The organism is Ottowia caeni, from assembly GCF_050821495.1.
Lineage (GTDB): Bacteria > Pseudomonadota > Gammaproteobacteria > Burkholderiales > Burkholderiaceae_C > Ottowia > Ottowia caeni.
Genome location: NZ_CP151080.1, coordinates 1457486 through 1473320, shown reverse-complemented (window position 1 = coordinate 1473320; position 15835 = coordinate 1457486). Strand labels below are relative to the sequence as shown.

Annotated in this window: 15 protein-coding genes and 1 tRNA gene; 8 read left to right on the top strand and 8 right to left on the bottom strand. The window is 58.1% G+C overall.

The annotated features are described in order from the left end of the window. Positions 1 to 17 precede the first annotated feature (17 nt). From trxB to AAAK34_RS07185, 5 genes are all read left to right on the top strand, one after another. Positions 18 to 971, top strand: coding sequence for a thioredoxin-disulfide reductase (trxB, locus tag AAAK34_RS07205; protein WP_231693408.1), 954 nt, complete (start codon positions 18 to 20; stop codon positions 969 to 971). Between the two features lie 283 nt (positions 972 to 1254). After that, positions 1255 to 1488 (top strand): 50S ribosomal protein L28, encoded by a 234-nt coding sequence (rpmB, locus tag AAAK34_RS07200; RefSeq protein ID WP_028601562.1) that lies wholly within the window; start codon positions 1255 to 1257, stop codon positions 1486 to 1488. 21 nt (positions 1489 to 1509) lie between these two features. Next, entirely contained in the window at positions 1510 to 1680 is a 171-nt protein-coding gene (rpmG, locus tag AAAK34_RS07195) for a 50S ribosomal protein L33 (RefSeq protein WP_006298735.1), read from the top strand. A gap of 105 nt (positions 1681 to 1785) precedes the next feature. Continuing rightward, a tRNA-Ser gene (locus AAAK34_RS07190) sits at positions 1786 to 1873 on the top strand. Positions 1874 to 2054: 181 nt separating this feature from the next. Continuing rightward, a complete protein-coding gene (locus AAAK34_RS07185; protein ID WP_431777890.1) occupies positions 2055 to 4844 on the top strand; it encodes an EAL domain-containing protein in 2790 nt (929 codons plus the stop codon). Positions 4845 to 5124: 280 nt separating this feature from the next. Here AAAK34_RS07185 and AAAK34_RS07180 read toward each other — a convergent pair whose 3' ends face one another. Together AAAK34_RS07180 and AAAK34_RS07175 are read right to left on the bottom strand one after the other, a co-directional pair. Then, positions 5125 to 5871 carry a LysR family transcriptional regulator substrate-binding protein gene (locus tag AAAK34_RS07180; RefSeq protein WP_431777889.1) on the bottom strand — a complete coding sequence of 249 codons (747 nt, stop codon included), beginning with the start codon at positions 5869 to 5871 and terminating at the stop codon, positions 5125 to 5127. Next, positions 5865 to 6035: a LysR family transcriptional regulator gene (locus AAAK34_RS07175; protein ID WP_431777888.1), complete on the bottom strand. Its 171-nt coding sequence runs from the start codon at positions 6033 to 6035 to the stop codon at positions 5865 to 5867. Before AAAK34_RS07175 ends, AAAK34_RS07180 begins: the two co-directional genes overlap by 7 nt. Before the next feature lie 107 nt (positions 6036 to 6142). Between AAAK34_RS07175 and AAAK34_RS07170 the strand changes: the two genes are divergently transcribed. Further along, positions 6143 to 7141, top strand: a complete 999-nt coding sequence (locus AAAK34_RS07170) for a tripartite tricarboxylate transporter substrate binding protein (protein WP_231693410.1) — start codon at positions 6143 to 6145, stop codon at positions 7139 to 7141. A 2-nt stretch (positions 7142 to 7143) separates the two neighbouring features. Continuing rightward, on the top strand, positions 7144 to 8937 hold the full coding sequence (locus AAAK34_RS07165; RefSeq protein ID WP_231693411.1) for an acyclic terpene utilization AtuA family protein: 1794 nt from the start codon (positions 7144 to 7146) through the stop codon (positions 8935 to 8937). Between the two features lie 252 nt (positions 8938 to 9189). Here AAAK34_RS07165 and AAAK34_RS07160 read toward each other — a convergent pair whose 3' ends face one another. The 3 genes from AAAK34_RS07160 to AAAK34_RS07150 form a co-directional block, all read right to left on the bottom strand. After that, a complete protein-coding gene (locus AAAK34_RS07160; RefSeq protein ID WP_231693412.1) occupies positions 9190 to 10041 on the bottom strand; it encodes a mechanosensitive ion channel family protein in 852 nt (283 codons plus the stop codon). A 94-nt stretch (positions 10042 to 10135) separates the two neighbouring features. Continuing rightward, positions 10136 to 10618, bottom strand: coding sequence for a DUF456 domain-containing protein (locus AAAK34_RS07155; RefSeq protein WP_231693413.1), 483 nt, complete (start codon positions 10616 to 10618; stop codon positions 10136 to 10138). A gap of 192 nt (positions 10619 to 10810) precedes the next feature. Then, positions 10811 to 11737, bottom strand: a complete 927-nt coding sequence (locus tag AAAK34_RS07150) for a LysR family transcriptional regulator (RefSeq protein ID WP_231693414.1) — start codon at positions 11735 to 11737, stop codon at positions 10811 to 10813. 166 nt (positions 11738 to 11903) lie between these two features. On the opposite strand from AAAK34_RS07150, the gene AAAK34_RS07145 reads away from it, so the two are divergent. Further along, positions 11904 to 12905 (top strand): YeiH family protein, encoded by a 1002-nt coding sequence (locus AAAK34_RS07145; protein WP_431778004.1) that lies wholly within the window; start codon positions 11904 to 11906, stop codon positions 12903 to 12905. 111 nt (positions 12906 to 13016) lie between these two features. On the opposite strand, the gene AAAK34_RS07140 is transcribed toward AAAK34_RS07145, so the two are convergent. Genes AAAK34_RS07140 through AAAK34_RS07130 form a run of 3 tightly spaced genes read right to left on the bottom strand, consistent with a single transcriptional unit; the run spans position 13017 to position 15829 of the window. Continuing rightward, positions 13017 to 14078: a diguanylate cyclase domain-containing protein gene (locus AAAK34_RS07140; RefSeq protein WP_431777887.1), complete on the bottom strand. Its 1062-nt coding sequence runs from the start codon at positions 14076 to 14078 to the stop codon at positions 13017 to 13019. Positions 14079 to 14133: 55 nt separating this feature from the next. Continuing rightward, the gene (locus AAAK34_RS07135; RefSeq protein ID WP_431777886.1) at positions 14134 to 14562 is read right to left on the bottom strand and encodes a hypothetical protein; all 429 of its coding nucleotides are present in this window, start codon (positions 14560 to 14562) and stop codon (positions 14134 to 14136) included. A gap of 13 nt (positions 14563 to 14575) precedes the next feature. After that, a complete protein-coding gene (locus tag AAAK34_RS07130; protein WP_431777885.1) occupies positions 14576 to 15829 on the bottom strand; it encodes a putative bifunctional diguanylate cyclase/phosphodiesterase in 1254 nt (417 codons plus the stop codon). Positions 15830 to 15835 lie beyond the last annotated feature (6 nt).

Sequence of the window (15835 nt, the reverse complement as noted above, 5' to 3'; positions counted from 1 at the left end):
CCCCAAGGTTCCTGCTCATGAACGCCAAACACGCGAAAGTCCTGATCCTGGGCTCCGGCCCCGCCGGCTACACAGCCGCCATCTACGCAGCACGCGCGAACCTGAATCCCCTGCTCATCACCGGCATGGCCCAAGGCGGCCAGTTGATGACCACCACCGAGGTCGACAACTGGCCCGCCGACGTCGATGGCGTGCAAGGCCCCGACCTGATGCAAAGGTTCCAGGCCCACGCCGAGCGATTCAAGACCGAAATTGTCTTCGACCACATCAACAGCGTCGACTTCAGCAAGCGCCCCTTCACCCTCACCGGCGACAACGGCACATACACCTGCGATTCACTCATTATTGCCACGGGAGCTTCAGCCAAATACCTGGGCTTGCCATCTGAAACAGCCTTCATGGGCCGGGGCGTTTCTGCCTGCGCCACCTGCGACGGCTTCTTCTACCGCGAGCAGCCCGTCTGTGTGGTGGGCGGCGGCAACACCGCCGTGGAAGAGGCTCTCTACCTGTCGAACATCGCTAGCAAGGTCGTGCTCGTGCACCGCCGAGACAAGTTTCGCGCAGAGCCGATCCTGATTGACAAGCTGATGGAAAAGGTCGCGGCCGGCAAGATCGAACTGAAAACCTTCCGCACCCTGGATGAAGTCTTGGGAGACGACTCCGGCGTGACAGGCATTCGCCTCAAGAGTACTGAAGACGGCAGCACTGAAGACATTGAACTCAAGGGCTGCTTCATCGCCATCGGCCACTCGCCCAATACCGAAATTTTCCAGGGTCATCTGAACATGGAAAACGGCTATATCGTCACGCAAGGCGGGCTGAAAGGCTTTGCCACGCAGACTTCAGTGCCAGGTGTATTTGCCTCTGGTGACGTACAGGACCATGTCTATCGCCAAGCGATTACCAGCGCCGGCACCGGCTGCATGGCCGCGCTTGACGCGCAACGCTTCCTGGAGCAGGAAGGCGAATAAACAGCCAAGCCCCCGGGCCGGTTTGCCTCAGGCGGGACTGCCTTGCTGAGGTCATGTGGCAACACATATACCCAGATATGGCAACCGCTCATTTTTCTGGCTATAATCGCAGGCTTTTCCGGAATTGGCGTAGCTTAATAGGCGCTGCTTGTTGGCCTGCTGATTCCAGGGTTACCGCCACCCTTATCCTGGCGAGGTGAGGCCGAAGCGAGTCGCCCTTTTACCCTTTCATCATTGAAAGCAAGGCGGCGCCAGCAACGGCTGTCGATTGGAGTCAGATCTCATGGCACGTGTGTGCGAAGTAACGGGCAAGGGCCCAATGGTCGGGAACAACGTTTCCCACGCCAACAACAAAACCAAGCGCCGGTTCCTGCCGAACCTGCAATACCGCCGTTTCTGGGTCGAGAGCGAGAACCGCTGGGTACGCCTGCGCGTATCGAGCGCTGCCCTGCGCCTGATCGACAAGAATGGTATCGACGCCGTGCTCGCCGACATGCGCGCCCGCGGCCAAGCCTGAACTAGTTAAAGGAACTGCATCATGGCCACCAAAGGCGGACGCGAAAAAATCAAGCTGGAATCCACAGCCGGCACCGGTCACTTCTACACGACCAGCAAGAACAAGAAGACTATGCCCGAGAAAATGTCGATCATGAAGTTCGACCCGAAAGCTCGCAAGCATGTCGAATACAAGGAAATCAAGCTGAAGTAATTCAGCCCCTCCAAGGCGAGCCCGCTGCGCGCAGCGGGTTTCTTTTGGAGACAACCTGGAAGAAACTGCTCACGCAGAGCAGTTAGAATTCAGGAGACCAATTCAGGAAGAGTGGCAGAGTGGTCGATTGCACCGGTCTTGAAAACCGGCGACTCGCAAGGGTCCGTGAGTTCGAATCTCACCTCTTCCGCCAGAGATACATCTAAGCCCTTGCTAGCAAGGGCTTTTTTGTTTCTGCAAGGATGTCTAAACTAGATTCGTTGATGACAGGCCCTCTCATTTACTCTAGTTTCATGCAAGCCGTCACTGTATTGGTTGACCCACCCTAGTGTGGTTTCCCATGCAGCCCAACGGTTCGCGGTGACAATGTTGCAATGATGTTCCCAGCTTGGCGTACTCTGCGATTGCGGCTGTGGCTAGTGATAGCGCTGGCAATATTGCCATTGCTGGTGTTCATTCTTTGGGAATATCGCACCAAACACGCCACACAAGTCGGTCTTGCGGAGGCAGAGGTGCGGCATGTAATGGAGATGGCCAAGCAAGCACAAGATGCAGCGATCGAACGTATTTCGATGCTCATGGGCATCATGTCGAGAGCCAACGACCTCCAGGCCAGCGATCCGGAAGAATGCTCAGGCCTCTCGAAACGATTGCTCGACGCCAATCCCAGCTTCGCCAACATGGGCGCAGCCACAAGCGACGGCGTGGTGTTTTGCACCGCGCTTACCAGCAACCGAGTGACCCATGTCGATGACCGCCTCTGGTTCAAGCAAGCGCTATCCGCCCCTCAGCCTATGCTCTCCAAGGGCGAGTATGTGATCGGTCGAATCTCCGGAAAGCCTGGCTTGGTGTTTGGCTACCCAATGCTGCGCGCCGATGCATCGCAGGCTGTCCTGTTCATTGCTCTGGATGTGAATTTTTTTAAGCAACTGTTGTCCGGTTTTGAGCTGGCACCGGGCTGGGAAGTGGCGCTACAAACACGTGACGGAGAAACTCTGGCCCGTAAAACACATACAGGCTTTATAGAAAATCCGACTAGAGACTCCGAGCTGACAGCAGCTCTTGTGTCCATGCTCGCTGAGGGTGTTCGCACCAAGGAAGTCAGCGGCGGTGACCAATTGACGCGTCTGCATGGCGTTGCCAGTCTCAACGTGATCAACGAACAGGTGCTGCTGACCGTGGCTGCCCCGTTGCACCTCTCCATTACTGAACTGCGCACGACACTCTGGTGGCAATTGATCGGCCTACTGGCTCTGACCTCGATATCGGCATGCGTGGCGCGGTGGCAAATTTACGGCTTGATCGAAGGATGGACGACGCGGCTGCGGTCCGCTTTAAAACGCATCGGTGAGGGGCAACCCCATGCCCGCATGTCGCCACCATCCACCATCCATGAACTGGCCGAGGTGGAGCGGGGATTGAACGTGATGGCGGAGGCACTAGACCACAAAGGCGCTGAGAATCAGCGGCTGCTAATGGCCATTGAACAAAGCCCCTTGAGTGTGGTGATCACGGACCCCAGCGGCGCCATTGAGTATGTCAACCAGCGATTCATTGACGTCAGCGGCTACAGCAAGGAAGAGTTGCTGGGACACAACCCCAAAATTCTCAACCATGGCCTTACGCCCAAAGGGATCTACGACGATCTGTGGGCCACTATGCTGCGCCGGCAGACTTGGAGCGGCGAGTTCATCAACACCCGAAAAGACGGAAGCGTCTACACCGAATTAGCCACCATTGCGCCAGTGATCGATGCACAAGGGCAGTTGAGCCACTACGTTGCAGTCAAAGAGGACATCACAGCGCGCAAGATTGCCAGCGAGCGCCTCGATAGGCTCAGTAACTACGATCTGCTGACCGATCTGCCCAACCGCCGCCTGCTGAAGGACCGCATCCAGCAGGCTACGTTGTCAACCGCCAGAAGCAACGCGTGGGCTATGCTGTTAATGGTCGACATTGACCGCTTCAAACTCCTCAATGACAGCAAAGGCCATGACGCGGGAGACAGCCTGCTGCAAGAGTTGGCTCACCGCCTGCAGGGCGCCGTGAGGAATGCAGACACCACAGCACGGCTAGGGGACGACGAGTTCGCCGTTGTCGTGGAGAACCTGGGCCCGGAAGCCATGGTCGCGGGCCAGCGGGCCGAGCAGTTAGCGCAAAAGATCCAGGCCACGCTCTCTGAACCCTGCCAGCTCCACGAAGGCTCCCAAATCCTGCCCTACCACCCATCGCTGACCATCGGGATTACATTGTTCAGAGGCACTGATTTTGGGGTGGACGACTTGCTCAAGCAGGCGGAAATCGCCCTCCACAGTGGCAAAGAAGCCGGTGGCAATCAGATCCGTTTCTTCGACGCAGCAGTTCAAGCGCAGGTCGCTCAGCGAGCAGCTCTGGAGCAATCCCTGCGCCACGCCGTTGAGCAACAAGCATTCACGCTGTACTACCAGCCACAAGTCAGCGCAAACGGCAAAGTGGTGGGGGCGGAGGCCCTGGTGCGCTGGATCAAGCCCGACGGGAGCGCCATCAGCCCTGCCGACTTCATCCCCTTGGCAGAGGACTGTGGACTCATTGTCCCATTGGGAACGTGGATATTGAACGCCGGACTGGAGCAACTCCGAGCGTGGTCTCTGTCGCCTGCAACGCAGGATCTGGAGTTGTCGATCAATGTCAGTGCGCGCCAGTTCAAGGACCCGCTGTTTGTAGAGCAAGTGCTCCAGTCCATCCAACGCTACGCCGTGCGACCCGACCGTCTGTTGCTGGAATTGACCGAGAGTGTCATTCTTGATGACTTGGATTTTGTGGTGCAGCGAATGAAGAAACTGCGTGCCGTCGGCATCCGGTTTTCGTTGGACGATTTTGGTACCGGCTACTCCTCGCTGGCCTACTTAAAGCGTTTGCCCCTGCAACAAATCAAGATCGACCAGGGTTTTGTACGCGACATGCTGGGCGACTCGGGCAGCCAGGCCATCGTGCGGGCTATCTTGGCCATCAGTGAAGCACTGAACGTGGAAGTGGTGGCAGAAGGCGTGGAGACAGAGGCCCAGCGCGATTTTCTGCTGACCAACGGTTGCGACTTGCTCCAGGGCTACCTGTTTGGACGGCCACAACCCATAGAGACATGTGGGCCCTGGGCTGCTTCGGCGCCCTCATCCAGCTCGAGTTGAGGAGTTGCCCGGCGAATGCACGTAGGTGAACCAACTTCAGTCGCGAGATGGCTGATGGATCTAATACGCTTTCGTGCCTGCGTAGGTTGGCGCTGAGCGCAGCGATGCCCAACATGGGGCGTGAAATGGGTGGCGCTGTCTGTTGGGCTTCGCTTCGCTCAGCGCCAACCTACGGGGAGCAGCGAGACCGGCGACGGCCAGCGCTGCAGCCTCAATGCGCTCCAAGTCGTTGGAGGCGCGTTCCGCGTTCCGATGTGGCAACCACTCAACGCCACATCACTTACCGTGGAAAAGGCACCCCAAGAACCGATTTGCTTGCATAGGCTTGACCCACCAGCCCACGGAATCGCTCCATGAGGGGGCTAAACTGCGCCGTATGACGCCAGAATAGGCCTATATCCAACGACCAGACGGGTGCGGGGCTTGGTAGTGCCCGCAGTTTGCGACAGGCATCTGATCTGAGGGCGTCCTCGGTGAGCACGGTCAACAGATCCGTGGCCTCAATCAAGGGAGCAAGTATGGCGGGCGTTGCGTCCACCTCCACGACTGGAACCACCTTGATCCGAGCCTTTTCCTTCAGGAAATCATCGGCCCACTGCCTGAGCAAAATGTGCTTTGGCGACAGCACCCACTGCTGAGCACCCAGATCTGCGGCCTCAAACGTCTGACTCTGCAACGGATGATTCACTCGCCCAACCACGAGGCTGCGTTGCTGCCCGAGGACTTGATGATTGAATTCGTGTTTCACGCTTTCGTCAAAGGCGGCAATTGCACAATCAATTTCGCCCGTACTCAGTAGTTGAAACAACTGATCGCTCAGTTGAACGCGGAGCATGAACCGGCTCTGCTCCAGCATGGCCTTGACCGCTGGAATGAGCAAGGTCTGAGTCAGTGCCGGAACAACACCGACGCGGAGCACGCCTGTGTTGGCAGACCTCAAGTTGGCCACATCTGCCGCGATGTTCTGACTCCAGTCGGATATCTCGATCGCCCGCTGGTACACCACCCTGCCAGCCTCGGTCAACAAGACGCCCCGAGCCGTCCGCTCAAAAGCTTGAGTCCAAAGCTTGTCTCGAGACGTCGCAGGGACTTGGAGAGCGCTGGCTGGCTCATGCCCAGCTCAGCGGCCGCGCGGCGCACGCTACCCCGCTCGGCCACACGCTTCAACCACAGCAAATCATCAATGTTCATGGCGATGCCTGATGGTTATCACAAAAACCCGATTTTCAGCATAGCTTATGACCGCGTAGATTTTCATAATGGGGTGGCAGCTTCAGAAAAAACCAGGAGACATGACGATGAGCAGATTGATCAGGACCAGCAGAAGGACGCACATTCTTGCAGTGCTTGTGACTGCGTTAACGCTTGCGACAAGCCCGAATGCGTTCGCAGATGCTGTCAAAAATTACCCGGATCGCCCGGTTCGCGTGGTGGTCCCCTACCCCGCTGGCGGGAACACCGACATCATTGCGCGCGAAGTGGCCAAACGGATGTCTGCCAAGCTGGGGCAGAACTTCATCATCGACAACAAGCCGGGTGCCAACAGCATCATTGGTACAGAAGCCGTGGCCAAGGCCGCACCTGATGGCTACACCTTGCTCGTGGTGATCGGTGCGTATGCGAACAATTTTTCGCTTTACAAGAAGCTTCCCTACAGCCGCGCCGACCTGACACCTATTTCTCAACTTACCAGAACCTCGCTGGTGATGGTCTCCGCCAAACCGGGCGTTACTGGCATCAAGCAATTGGTGGCGGCCGGCAGCGACAAGAACGCACCGCTTAGCTTCGCCAGCAGCGGAGTAGGCTCTGCCGCCCACTTGCTCGGCGAGAGGTTTGCCCGAAGCGCAGGCATGTCCTCGACCCAGCATATAGCGTACAAGGGCTCCGCCGAGGCGGTTTCTGATTTACTGGCAGGTCGAGTGGGCTACATGTTCGATGCGATCTCAGCCATGGGGCCTCATATCAAGAGCGGCAAACTGGCGGCGCTGGCAGTCACTGGAGAAAACCGCTCGCCTTTACTGCCCGATGCGCCGAGCATGCGCGAGGCCGGCTACCCAGACATGGTGGCCTACGCATGGGCGGGACTTCTGGCTCCCGCCAATACCCCAAAACCCATTGTTGACCGCCTTGCAAGTACGGTCGCCGAGGTTCTGAAAGACCCGGAACTAGTCAGCAAGCTGGCCTCGATCAGTACCGACCCCGTTGCAAGCAAGCCGGCTGATTTCGACAAGTTTCTCAGCAGCGAGTCCGACGTCAACGGCAAGATCATCAAAGACCTGAACATCTCGCTGGATTGACTGTGACCCAAAGCCCCAAAACAGTTCTGATAGGTGGCGCCTCCGCCTTCGTTGGTGACAGCATTCTTGGCCCAACCCAGTTGGCCCAAGTGCCAGGCATGCAATATCTGGTGTTCGACTACCTGGCAGAGATGACGCTTTCCGGGTTTTCACAAACGCGGAAAAGCAACCCAAAACTGGGCTACTCCACAGAGTTCGTCGATTACGTTCTGCCCCAGATCGCTTCCGCCTGCGCCGACAAGGGAATTCGGCTCGTCGCCAACGCGGGTGGACTTAACCCAGCCACCTGCGCGAAGGCCGTCGAAGATCAGATTTCCAAACTGGGGCTATCCCTAAAAGTGGCGTATGTCCTGGGCGACGATTGCATGCACCTCATGGAGCACATGCGCAAATCAGGCGCCCGGGATTTCTATACTGGCGAAGCTGTGCCAGAGAAAGTTGACAGCGCCAACGCCTATCTTGGAGCGCTACCTATTGCCAAGGCGTTGGCGCTGGGTGCGGACATCGTGGTCACGGGGCGAATCGTCGACAGTGCAGCTACCCTGGGCATCCTGATGCATGAGTTCGGATGGGCCGAGGACGACTGGGATCTGCTTGCAAGTGGATCTTTGGCCGGGCACGTGCTTGAATGCGGCGCCCAGGCAACCGGTGGCATTTTTACCGACTGGGAGCGCGTGCCTGACTGGGAAAACATTGGCTACCCCTATGCCGTGTGCCACGCGGACGGGTCCTTTGTTTTGAGTAAGCCATCTGGCACTGGCGGTCTGGTCGAGCCCATGACGGTCAATGAGCAGATTCTTTACGAAGTGGCTGATCCCGCCCATTACGTCTTGCCGGATGTGGTGTGTGACTTCACCCAGGTCACCACCACCGCCGTGGGCTCAGATCAGGTTCTGGTGAAGGGGGCGCGTGGCAGCATCGCGCCGGCCACCTACAAAGTCTCTGCCAGCTACCAGGCGGGGTATCGATGCACTGCCCAAGTGTCGGTGTTCGGAATCAACGCTGTAGCGAAAGCACGGCGCACCAGCGACACGCTCTTGAAGCGCACCCGGCGAATGCTGCAGGAGCGCGGATTTGCGGATTTTTCGCGGTATGCGGCCACAGTAATCGGTGCGGAAGATGGGTATGGACCGCATGCACGACCAAGCCAGTGCAGGGAAGCCATCGCACGCTTGGTGGTCACCCACGATTCTCCCGAAGCCCTGGATATTTTTTCAAGAGAGTCGCGCGCGCCTGGCGTGTCGTTTGCGCCGGGTACCACCAGCGGGAGTGCTCTCACATTGAATGCCCGGCCGCCCATTGAGCCGATGCACAGGCTGTTCACCGTCCTGATCGAGAAAGAGCTTTTTGGCAGTCCGCGCGTGGTCCTGCAGGATGTGGAGCATGTGGTCAGGGTGTCGACCGGAGGTTCGCCGCCGCACCCCTATATTCAGGCGCAAGCTTTGGAGACTGACGCAGCGGAATTGGAGTTGGAAGGAATCGGCGTCCGTCTGATCGAAATTGCGCACGGCCGATCAGGTGACAAAGGCAATACGTCGAACGTGGCCATACTTGCGCGGGACCCGGCTGACTTCGAGCACTTGAAGCAGGTCCTGACAGCCAGCCACGTGAAAGCGTATTTCGGCCACTTGGTTCAGGGAGGCGTTCAGCGATATGAGGTGCCGGGGCTGCGGGCGCTTAACTTCGTGATGGATCAGGCGCTGGACGGCGGCGGCCCGTCCTCGTTACGGACTGACCCCATGGGCAAAGGAATGGCGCAGATGCTGCTCGAGATGAAAGTGCCTGCCCCGACGTAAGGTGAACCAGCTTCGGTCGCGAGATAGCTGGTGGATTTGATGCGCTTTCGTGCCTGCGTAGGTTGGTGCTGAGCGCAGCGATGCCCAACATGGGGCGTGAGATAAGTGGCGCTGTCTGTTGGGCTTCGCTGCGCTCAGCGCCAACCTACGGGGAACAACCCGATTGGCGGTTGCGCAATGCGCTGACCTCTTGTTTCCAGCGGCCGGGTAAAGCAGGTGGTGCAGACCCTCCGTAACGTTGAGGCAGTAGCGTCAGGTGTTTGGCAACTCGGCGTTTGCTGTTGGCGGCGGTGAGAATGTTCGCCACGTTTCGCGAAATACCGCCTGCTCCACCTTGGCCCGCTGATCGACTCGGCAGGCCACCCGGACCACCAGCACCAAATGCTTCGGATCTGAAAAGTCCCAAGTCAGCTTGGTTTTTCCAGAAGGCAGTTTGATGAAGCTTTCTTCAGATGCCCTGCGGAAATGCGAGATGGCTTCTTCACGCCAAGCGGCGGTGGCGAGATCGGCGGCGGCCAGCGCTGCAGCCTCAATGCGCTCCAAGTCGTTGGAGGCGCGTTCCGGTATGGGAATCTGAATTGCGTGCAAGGCATAGGCCCCATTGGGGGAGGCATTGATCAACGGGTGCGTCAGCAGCAGCCCATTGGGAAACTCGGCCACTTTGCCAGTGCGCTGGCCGGCCTTGTCAATCTCCACCAGTGTGGTGGCGAACATGTCGATGTCTACCACCTGGCCGTGCAGCTCATTGAACTCGATCACGTCTCCGATTTTGTAGGGCTGTACCAAGGTCACGTATAGGTAGCCGTGCACGCACATCACCAGTTCTTTGCTGACAATCAGTATGGCACCAGCCACCGCCGCGACCGACAGCGCGAAACCGGCGATGGTGGAGGCCCACACAGACACAATGACCAGCAAGGCCGCCAACCAAATGATGTTGCGAGCCCAGACCAGGTGAAGGCGGCGCTTTTCTGCGGAAATCTCGCCACGCGAAAGGTAGAGTGCCCATAGGTGCGAGGCCAGCAAGGCCATGCCGATCAACAGGGCAGTGATGATGACTTTTTCCCATTGCCCGGGAATCGAGGCATTCAATACTTCAAGCATGGATGTGAGGAGTTGGAGAGCGCGATGGAAAACCCAGCCAACGGCGAATCGGTCTTCGCCTGCCGTTCCGGTAATACGCGTTTTGCACAAGCCGTCAAATCAGATAAGCCGCGACGAATATACCCACCATGACGAACGCGAGCACCACCTTGGCCAAGAGCCCTACCATGATCCCGACCCAGGTGGCCAAGCCCACCTTGGCGGCCCGCTTCTGGTCTTTTTGCGCCAGGTACTCACCCACGGCGGCGCCGACCAAGGGCATGAAGAGCACGCCGATCAAACCCATGAAAAGCCCTGCCACGGTGCCTACCGCAGCACCCAACAGCGCCAGTTTGCTGGCTCCGGCCTTTTGGGCGCCCATAAGCCCAGCCGCATAGTCCAGCACCCAGGCCAGCAGTCCAAGGGCGCTGATCACCAGCACCGAAGCGACGCTCACGCGGGTGAAGTCGTCAATCCACGCCCCCAACAAGATGCCACCCCACACCAGCAAAGCACCTGGCAACATCGGCAACACGGTCCCGGCCAATCCCAAGACGATCAAGACCACAGACAACACCCACAAAACCGCTGTTTCCATCACAGACTTTCCAGTTGAAGTACGTATATAAGCGCTGTTCGAGCACAAAGTGGCCAGACAGTTCAGCGACATTGAGGTCATCAAGCAAAACTGTGAGCTCAAGGGGTTTCGTGTTTCTTGATTCCTGAAGTGGGCGTCTCCTGCACGATGGTGCGATGAACAAACTTGAACAAACTTATCGGACCTCAGTGCTCATCTTTCGCTGTTTGGGTTGATCGCGTTGCAGTGCGCCAGAAAGTCCGTGGTTGCGCGGCCGAGGCGCTTCTCGCGGTGCAGCACGATGGCGAGTGTGCGAAGTGCGGGGGGCAGGCAGGTTTGCAATTGAACCAAATGCCCGTCTGCCACGCTCTGCTCGACTGCGTGGCGAGAAAGGCAGCCCAGGCCCTCGCTCGCAGCCACCACGCGCTTGATGGCTTCGGTGCTGCCGAGCTCAAAGCCTACGCGCACCTGTTCGAGGTGTGAAAGCAGCCATTCATCGGCGAACTGGCGCGTCCCGGAGCCATGTTCTCGCAGTACCCAGGTGGCATCGGACAACTGACGGGTCGAGGCGCAAAGGTTGGCCAGCGGATGACCCGGTGCCGCAACGATCACCATTTCGTCCTCCAGCCAGGGTCGAACGACCAAGTCCGAATGCGCCTGCGATCCCTCCACGAAGCCAATGTCGACATCCAGAGCGGCGACCGCAGCGATCACTTCGCGGGTATTGCCTATGCGCAGATGGATCTGGCTTTTGGGGTGGCGTTGCGTCCACTTTGACACCAAGCTGGGCAAGAGGTATTCACCGATGGTGAAACTAGCCGCCACGCGCAAGGGCGCTGCGTGCTCGGCCGTGAAAAGGGTCTGGACTTCGGCCGCCTGTTCGACCAGAGCCTGGGCTTTGGGCAACAGCGCTCGGCCGTTCTCGTTGAGCAGCAGGCGGCGACCAATGCGGTCGAACAGTTCGACGCCGAGTGCAGCTTCCAGGTCGGCCAGTGAGGTGCTGGCCGAAGATTGCGATCGTGCAATCCGCCCGGCGGCAGCGCGGGTGCTGCCACCCAGCGCAGTGGCCAGAAAGACTTCGAGCTGGCGGAGGTTGAGGCGCAGACGCCGGAACGATTGCTGATTGGATTTATCGGTCATCTTGATAAGAATTATCCGTTTCTTTCTTTAATGACTTTTGCTTATTATTAAATTCTTTGAGGGCGCGCCCCTCGTGCCTGGCTTCCGGGCGCTGCTCTATAGGGTTTTTTCTGTGTCCCGTTCCCTTTCGCAAACGCCGGCCACCCACGCGGGCCGCCTTGCTTCGCTGCCGCCGCATCTGCTGCAGCTCTTGCCAGGTATCGCGCTGTCTTGTGTGATCGCGATGGCCGCCACCCTGGTGTCTACTCTGCACGGCGGTCCGCAGTTCTTGTATGCATTGTTTTTTGGCGTGGCTTTTCACTACCTCAACGCTGACGCAAAGACCAAGCCTGGCATCGAGTTCTGCTCGCGCTTTGTGCTGCGACTGGGCGTCGGCTTGCTCGGCGCACGGATCACAGCAGACCAAATCGCTGGCCTGGGATGGAGCACTGCAGCCATGGTCATCGCCGCAGTCGTGACTACGCTACTGTGCGGGGTTCTACTGGGGCGCCTTCTTGGCATGAGCCGTGCGCAATCGGTCTTGTCCGGTGGGTCGGTAGCGATCTGCGGCGCATCGGCCGCGTTGGCCATCTCTGCGGTGCTGCCACACAACAAGGAAAGTGAGCGATTCACGCTGATGGTGGTGGTGACCGTGACAGTGCTGTCCACCCTGGCCATGATGATTTATCCGCTGGTGGCCACGCTGCTGCACCTGCCCCCCGATTTGGCCGGTCTTTTCCTGGGTGGAACGATCCACGACGTGGCGCAGGTAGTGGGTGCCGGGTACATGCTCAACCAGGAAACTGGCGACTACGCCACCATCGTAAAGCTGTTCCGTGTGTCCATGCTGGTGGTGGTGGTGGTGGTGGTGTCTGGCCTGTTCAAGCGGCAGCGGGAAGTCAGTGAAAACCCTGGCGCGGTAGCCCGGAAGCAGCCCCTGGTTCCGTGGTTTCTATGGGTGTTCGTGGCCCTGGTGGTCATCAACTCGCTGGGCGGCGTGCCCGGCGCGGTCCAGACCGGTCTCAACGACGTATCCCGTGCGTGTCTGGTTGTCGCGATTGCTGCACTGGGCGTGAAGACCTCATTTGGTCAATTGGCCGGCGCCGGATGGCGGCCCTTTGCGCTGCTGCTGGTCGAAACGCTGTGGATGGCCTGCTTTGTTCTGGGCGCTATCTTCCTTCGCGGCTGACAGCATCCCTTAGGAATCCACCTCACCTGGCGAGACCAAATGAAAGACATCAAGTAGCACTATGCCTTACGTGGGGCCGTTCCCAAACTCAAAACCCCATTCACGCAGGCCTCAAGACGGCTCCATCAACTGGTACGAGTTCTTTCCTGAGCTCTTCGCCTGGTACATGGCGTCATCAGCGCGCTTGACAATGTCGTCCAGGGATTCCGTCCTGCCCCCGAATATCGCCATGCCTATGCTGATGGTGCACACGTGCATGATTCCATCGAGATCATGGGGTTCAGCCATCGCTACAAGAATTTTCTCAGCGGCTGCTGTGGCACTGCGCTTCGCCTCCTCGTACTGACTGCCTAGGTCGCCAAGAAGCACCACAAACTCATCGCCCCCATAGCGAGCAGCAGTGTCTTCAGCTCTCATGATTTTCGTCAATCGATGAGCCACTGATAACAACAACTGGTCGCCCTTTTCGTGACCATGGCGGTCATTCACTTGCTTGAATCCGTCAAGATCCATGAAGAGCAAGGCACTGTAGCGACCATGCCTCACGCTGGCGGCCAACACCTGCGACATTCGATCGAGTAATAAGCGCCTGTTCGGCAGTTGCGTCAAGTGGTCGTAATACGCTTGATGCCAAATCTTCTCTTCGGCGTCTTTTCGAATTTCCTCTTCGTGATCCAGCACTTTCCGTAACTCGTCGTGACCAGCATGGACAACTCTCAAGAAGGCTACGGACCCCACAGTGGCGGCCAAGAGTATTCCGACCCCGATGAACATGAGCTGGCGCCACTGCTCCAACGCCCTGTATGTGTCACGCGCTACAGCCACGACAAGAGAGCCGCGCATATTCAGCGCCTCCGGCGAGATGGTGCGCAACGCGACCCAAGCGAACGCACCTGCAGGGCTTTCCTCCCCGGCAACCAGGCTCGACTTGAGGCCACTTCGTGCGTGTCTGCTGAACAAGCTATCGGGTTGCCCCCCATCGTTCCCCAAGAAACCAGGTCGCTCCGGGAGGCGCAGAGCCGGCACCCCGTCGCCGTGAGCAAGAGCAACCCACATGTCGTCAGCATAGAGTACCGAGGACAAGAGAACCTTGAAGAACTCAGGATCGAGCGTCGCTGAAACGACTCGGTCGATGCTGCCTCTTTCGTCCAGGCGGACGCGCAAGACGTTCATTGAATAGGCACCCAGCGCTGTTTCGAAAGGCTGAGATACATAGAGCGCGTCGTTGTCAGGCAGCTCTAGTGACCTTTTTGTAGTATTCCCGCGCCGAGAAGTCCTGCCCAATGATCGAATCACGGTTACTTGCCAACACGCGGCCCTTGGCGTCAAAAACGATGAGGGTCCTGACACCAAGCATCGCATCTGCCATTGCTCGAAGTTCACGATTCGTGGCGGCGACGCCTTCCGGGTACGAGACATCAAGACCCTGCATCGTGACAAGGGCACTGGAGACGCCCTCCAACTGCCACGAGATGTTCTCATCGATGACACGCGACGTGGTGGCTAGGCGCTGCTTCTGTTCCTCGACCAGCCGACTGCGCTCAAACAGGAGGCTGAAAAGCACCACCAATCCAAGCGCAAGCATGCAGCCAGCCAGCAGGCACCATTGGGAACGTCTCGAGATGAGATAACGACGTTGCGGCATGTCTTGATTCACTCGTTGTATCTGTTCAGCGGATGGAGCTCACACGCATCAAGAGCGCCTCTTCGGTCATTGGCCGACCGAACAAATAGCCTTGGTACAGGACGCAACCACTTCGCTGCAAGAACGCATGCTGCTCCTCGGTTTCCACGCCTTCCGCCATCACGCTCAAGCGTAAGCTTTTGCCCAGCGCGATCACCGTGCGGATTATGGCTTCATCATTCCTGTTATTGAGCACATCGCGCACGAAAGACTTGTCGATCTTGAGTTGATCGAGTGGGAGCTTTTTCAGGTATGCCAAGGATGAGTACCCCGTACCGAAGTCATCAAGAGAAAAGCGTATGCCTCTTGCCTTGAGCGCGCTCATCTTGGTCACGATCTCATCCAGATCACCCGCGAAGATACTTTCAGTCAGCTCCAGTTTGAGCTTGGCCGGGTCAGCACTCGTTCGCTTTATCACCTCCAGCACCTGCCGAACAAAGTCAGGGTGGTGAAATTGCCGCGCACTCACGTTCACCGATAACGTGACACCCTCCATTCCCGGCAAGGCACACCAATTCGCGAGCGAGTTGCACGCGGTTTCAAGCACCCACGGGCCCAGCTCCTGTATGAAGCCAGTACTTTCTGCGAGCGAAATAAACTCGGCTGGCGAAACCTCGCCCCGTGAAGGGTTGCGCCATCGGCATAGGGCCTCGGCGCCGATGATCCGCCCACCCCCTTCTATTTGGGGCTGGTAGAGCAGGAACAGTTCTTTGTGCTCAATACTTTGGCGCAGATCGGCTTCGAGCTCAACGCGCTCGGATATGCGTTTTTGCAGGCGACTATCAAAGAAGCGGAAGGTGTTACGACCGCTATCCTTGGCGTAGTACATGGCCGAGTCAGCCTGGCTGAGCAGGTCTTCGACCGACATGGGGTGGTGGCCAAAAAGAACCGCCCCCAGGCTCGCCGACGAAAAATACTCCTGCCCTTCGATAACGATAGGCCGGGAAATAGTGGCGAGCAACCTTGCAGAAAGAGCCTCCACACGTTGCGTGGCCAAGGTTTTGTCCGAGCCAAGGTCTTCGATCAACACAATGAATTCGTCTCCGCCAAGCCGCGCCAGCATGTCTCCAGGCTGCAACTCTCGCGAGATGCGCTGCGCAATCTGCACAAGCAGCTGATCGCCTCGATGATGCCCCCAGTGGTCATTGACCGCCTTGAAGTTATCCAAGTCCACCAAGAGGGCGACCCCGAACACCTGCCCAAGCTTGCGCTCAGTCAGGACCTTGCTCGCGGTGAGCATGAATTG

What these genes read in the sequence shown, in the direction of transcription:
- rpmG (WP_006298735.1), top strand. Translation starts at nt 1,510, where the DNA reads ATGGCCACCAAAGGCGGACGCGAAAAAATCAAGCTGGAATCCACAGCC.
- AAAK34_RS07160 (WP_231693412.1), bottom strand. Translation starts at nt 10,041, where the DNA reads ATGCTTGAAGTATTGAATGCCTCGATTCCCGGGCAATGGGAAAAAGTC.
- AAAK34_RS07170 (WP_231693410.1), top strand. Translation starts at nt 6,143, where the DNA reads ATGAGCAGATTGATCAGGACCAGCAGAAGGACGCACATTCTTGCAGTG.
- AAAK34_RS07185 (WP_431777890.1), top strand. Translation starts at nt 2,055, where the DNA reads ATGATGTTCCCAGCTTGGCGTACTCTGCGATTGCGGCTGTGGCTAGTG.
- AAAK34_RS07175 (WP_431777888.1), bottom strand. Translation starts at nt 6,035, where the DNA reads ATGAACATTGATGATTTGCTGTGGTTGAAGCGTGTGGCCGAGCGGGGT.
- AAAK34_RS07155 (WP_231693413.1), bottom strand. Translation starts at nt 10,618, where the DNA reads ATGGAAACAGCGGTTTTGTGGGTGTTGTCTGTGGTCTTGATCGTCTTG.
- rpmB (WP_028601562.1), top strand. Translation starts at nt 1,255, where the DNA reads ATGGCACGTGTGTGCGAAGTAACGGGCAAGGGCCCAATGGTCGGGAAC.
- AAAK34_RS07150 (WP_231693414.1), bottom strand. Translation starts at nt 11,737, where the DNA reads ATGACCGATAAATCCAATCAGCAATCGTTCCGGCGTCTGCGCCTCAAC.
- AAAK34_RS07130 (WP_431777885.1), bottom strand. Translation starts at nt 15,829, where the DNA reads ATGCTCACCGCGAGCAAGGTCCTGACTGAGCGCAAGCTTGGGCAGGTG.
- trxB (WP_231693408.1), top strand. Translation starts at nt 18, where the DNA reads ATGAACGCCAAACACGCGAAAGTCCTGATCCTGGGCTCCGGCCCCGCC.
- AAAK34_RS07140 (WP_431777887.1), bottom strand. Translation starts at nt 14,078, where the DNA reads ATGAACGTCTTGCGCGTCCGCCTGGACGAAAGAGGCAGCATCGACCGA.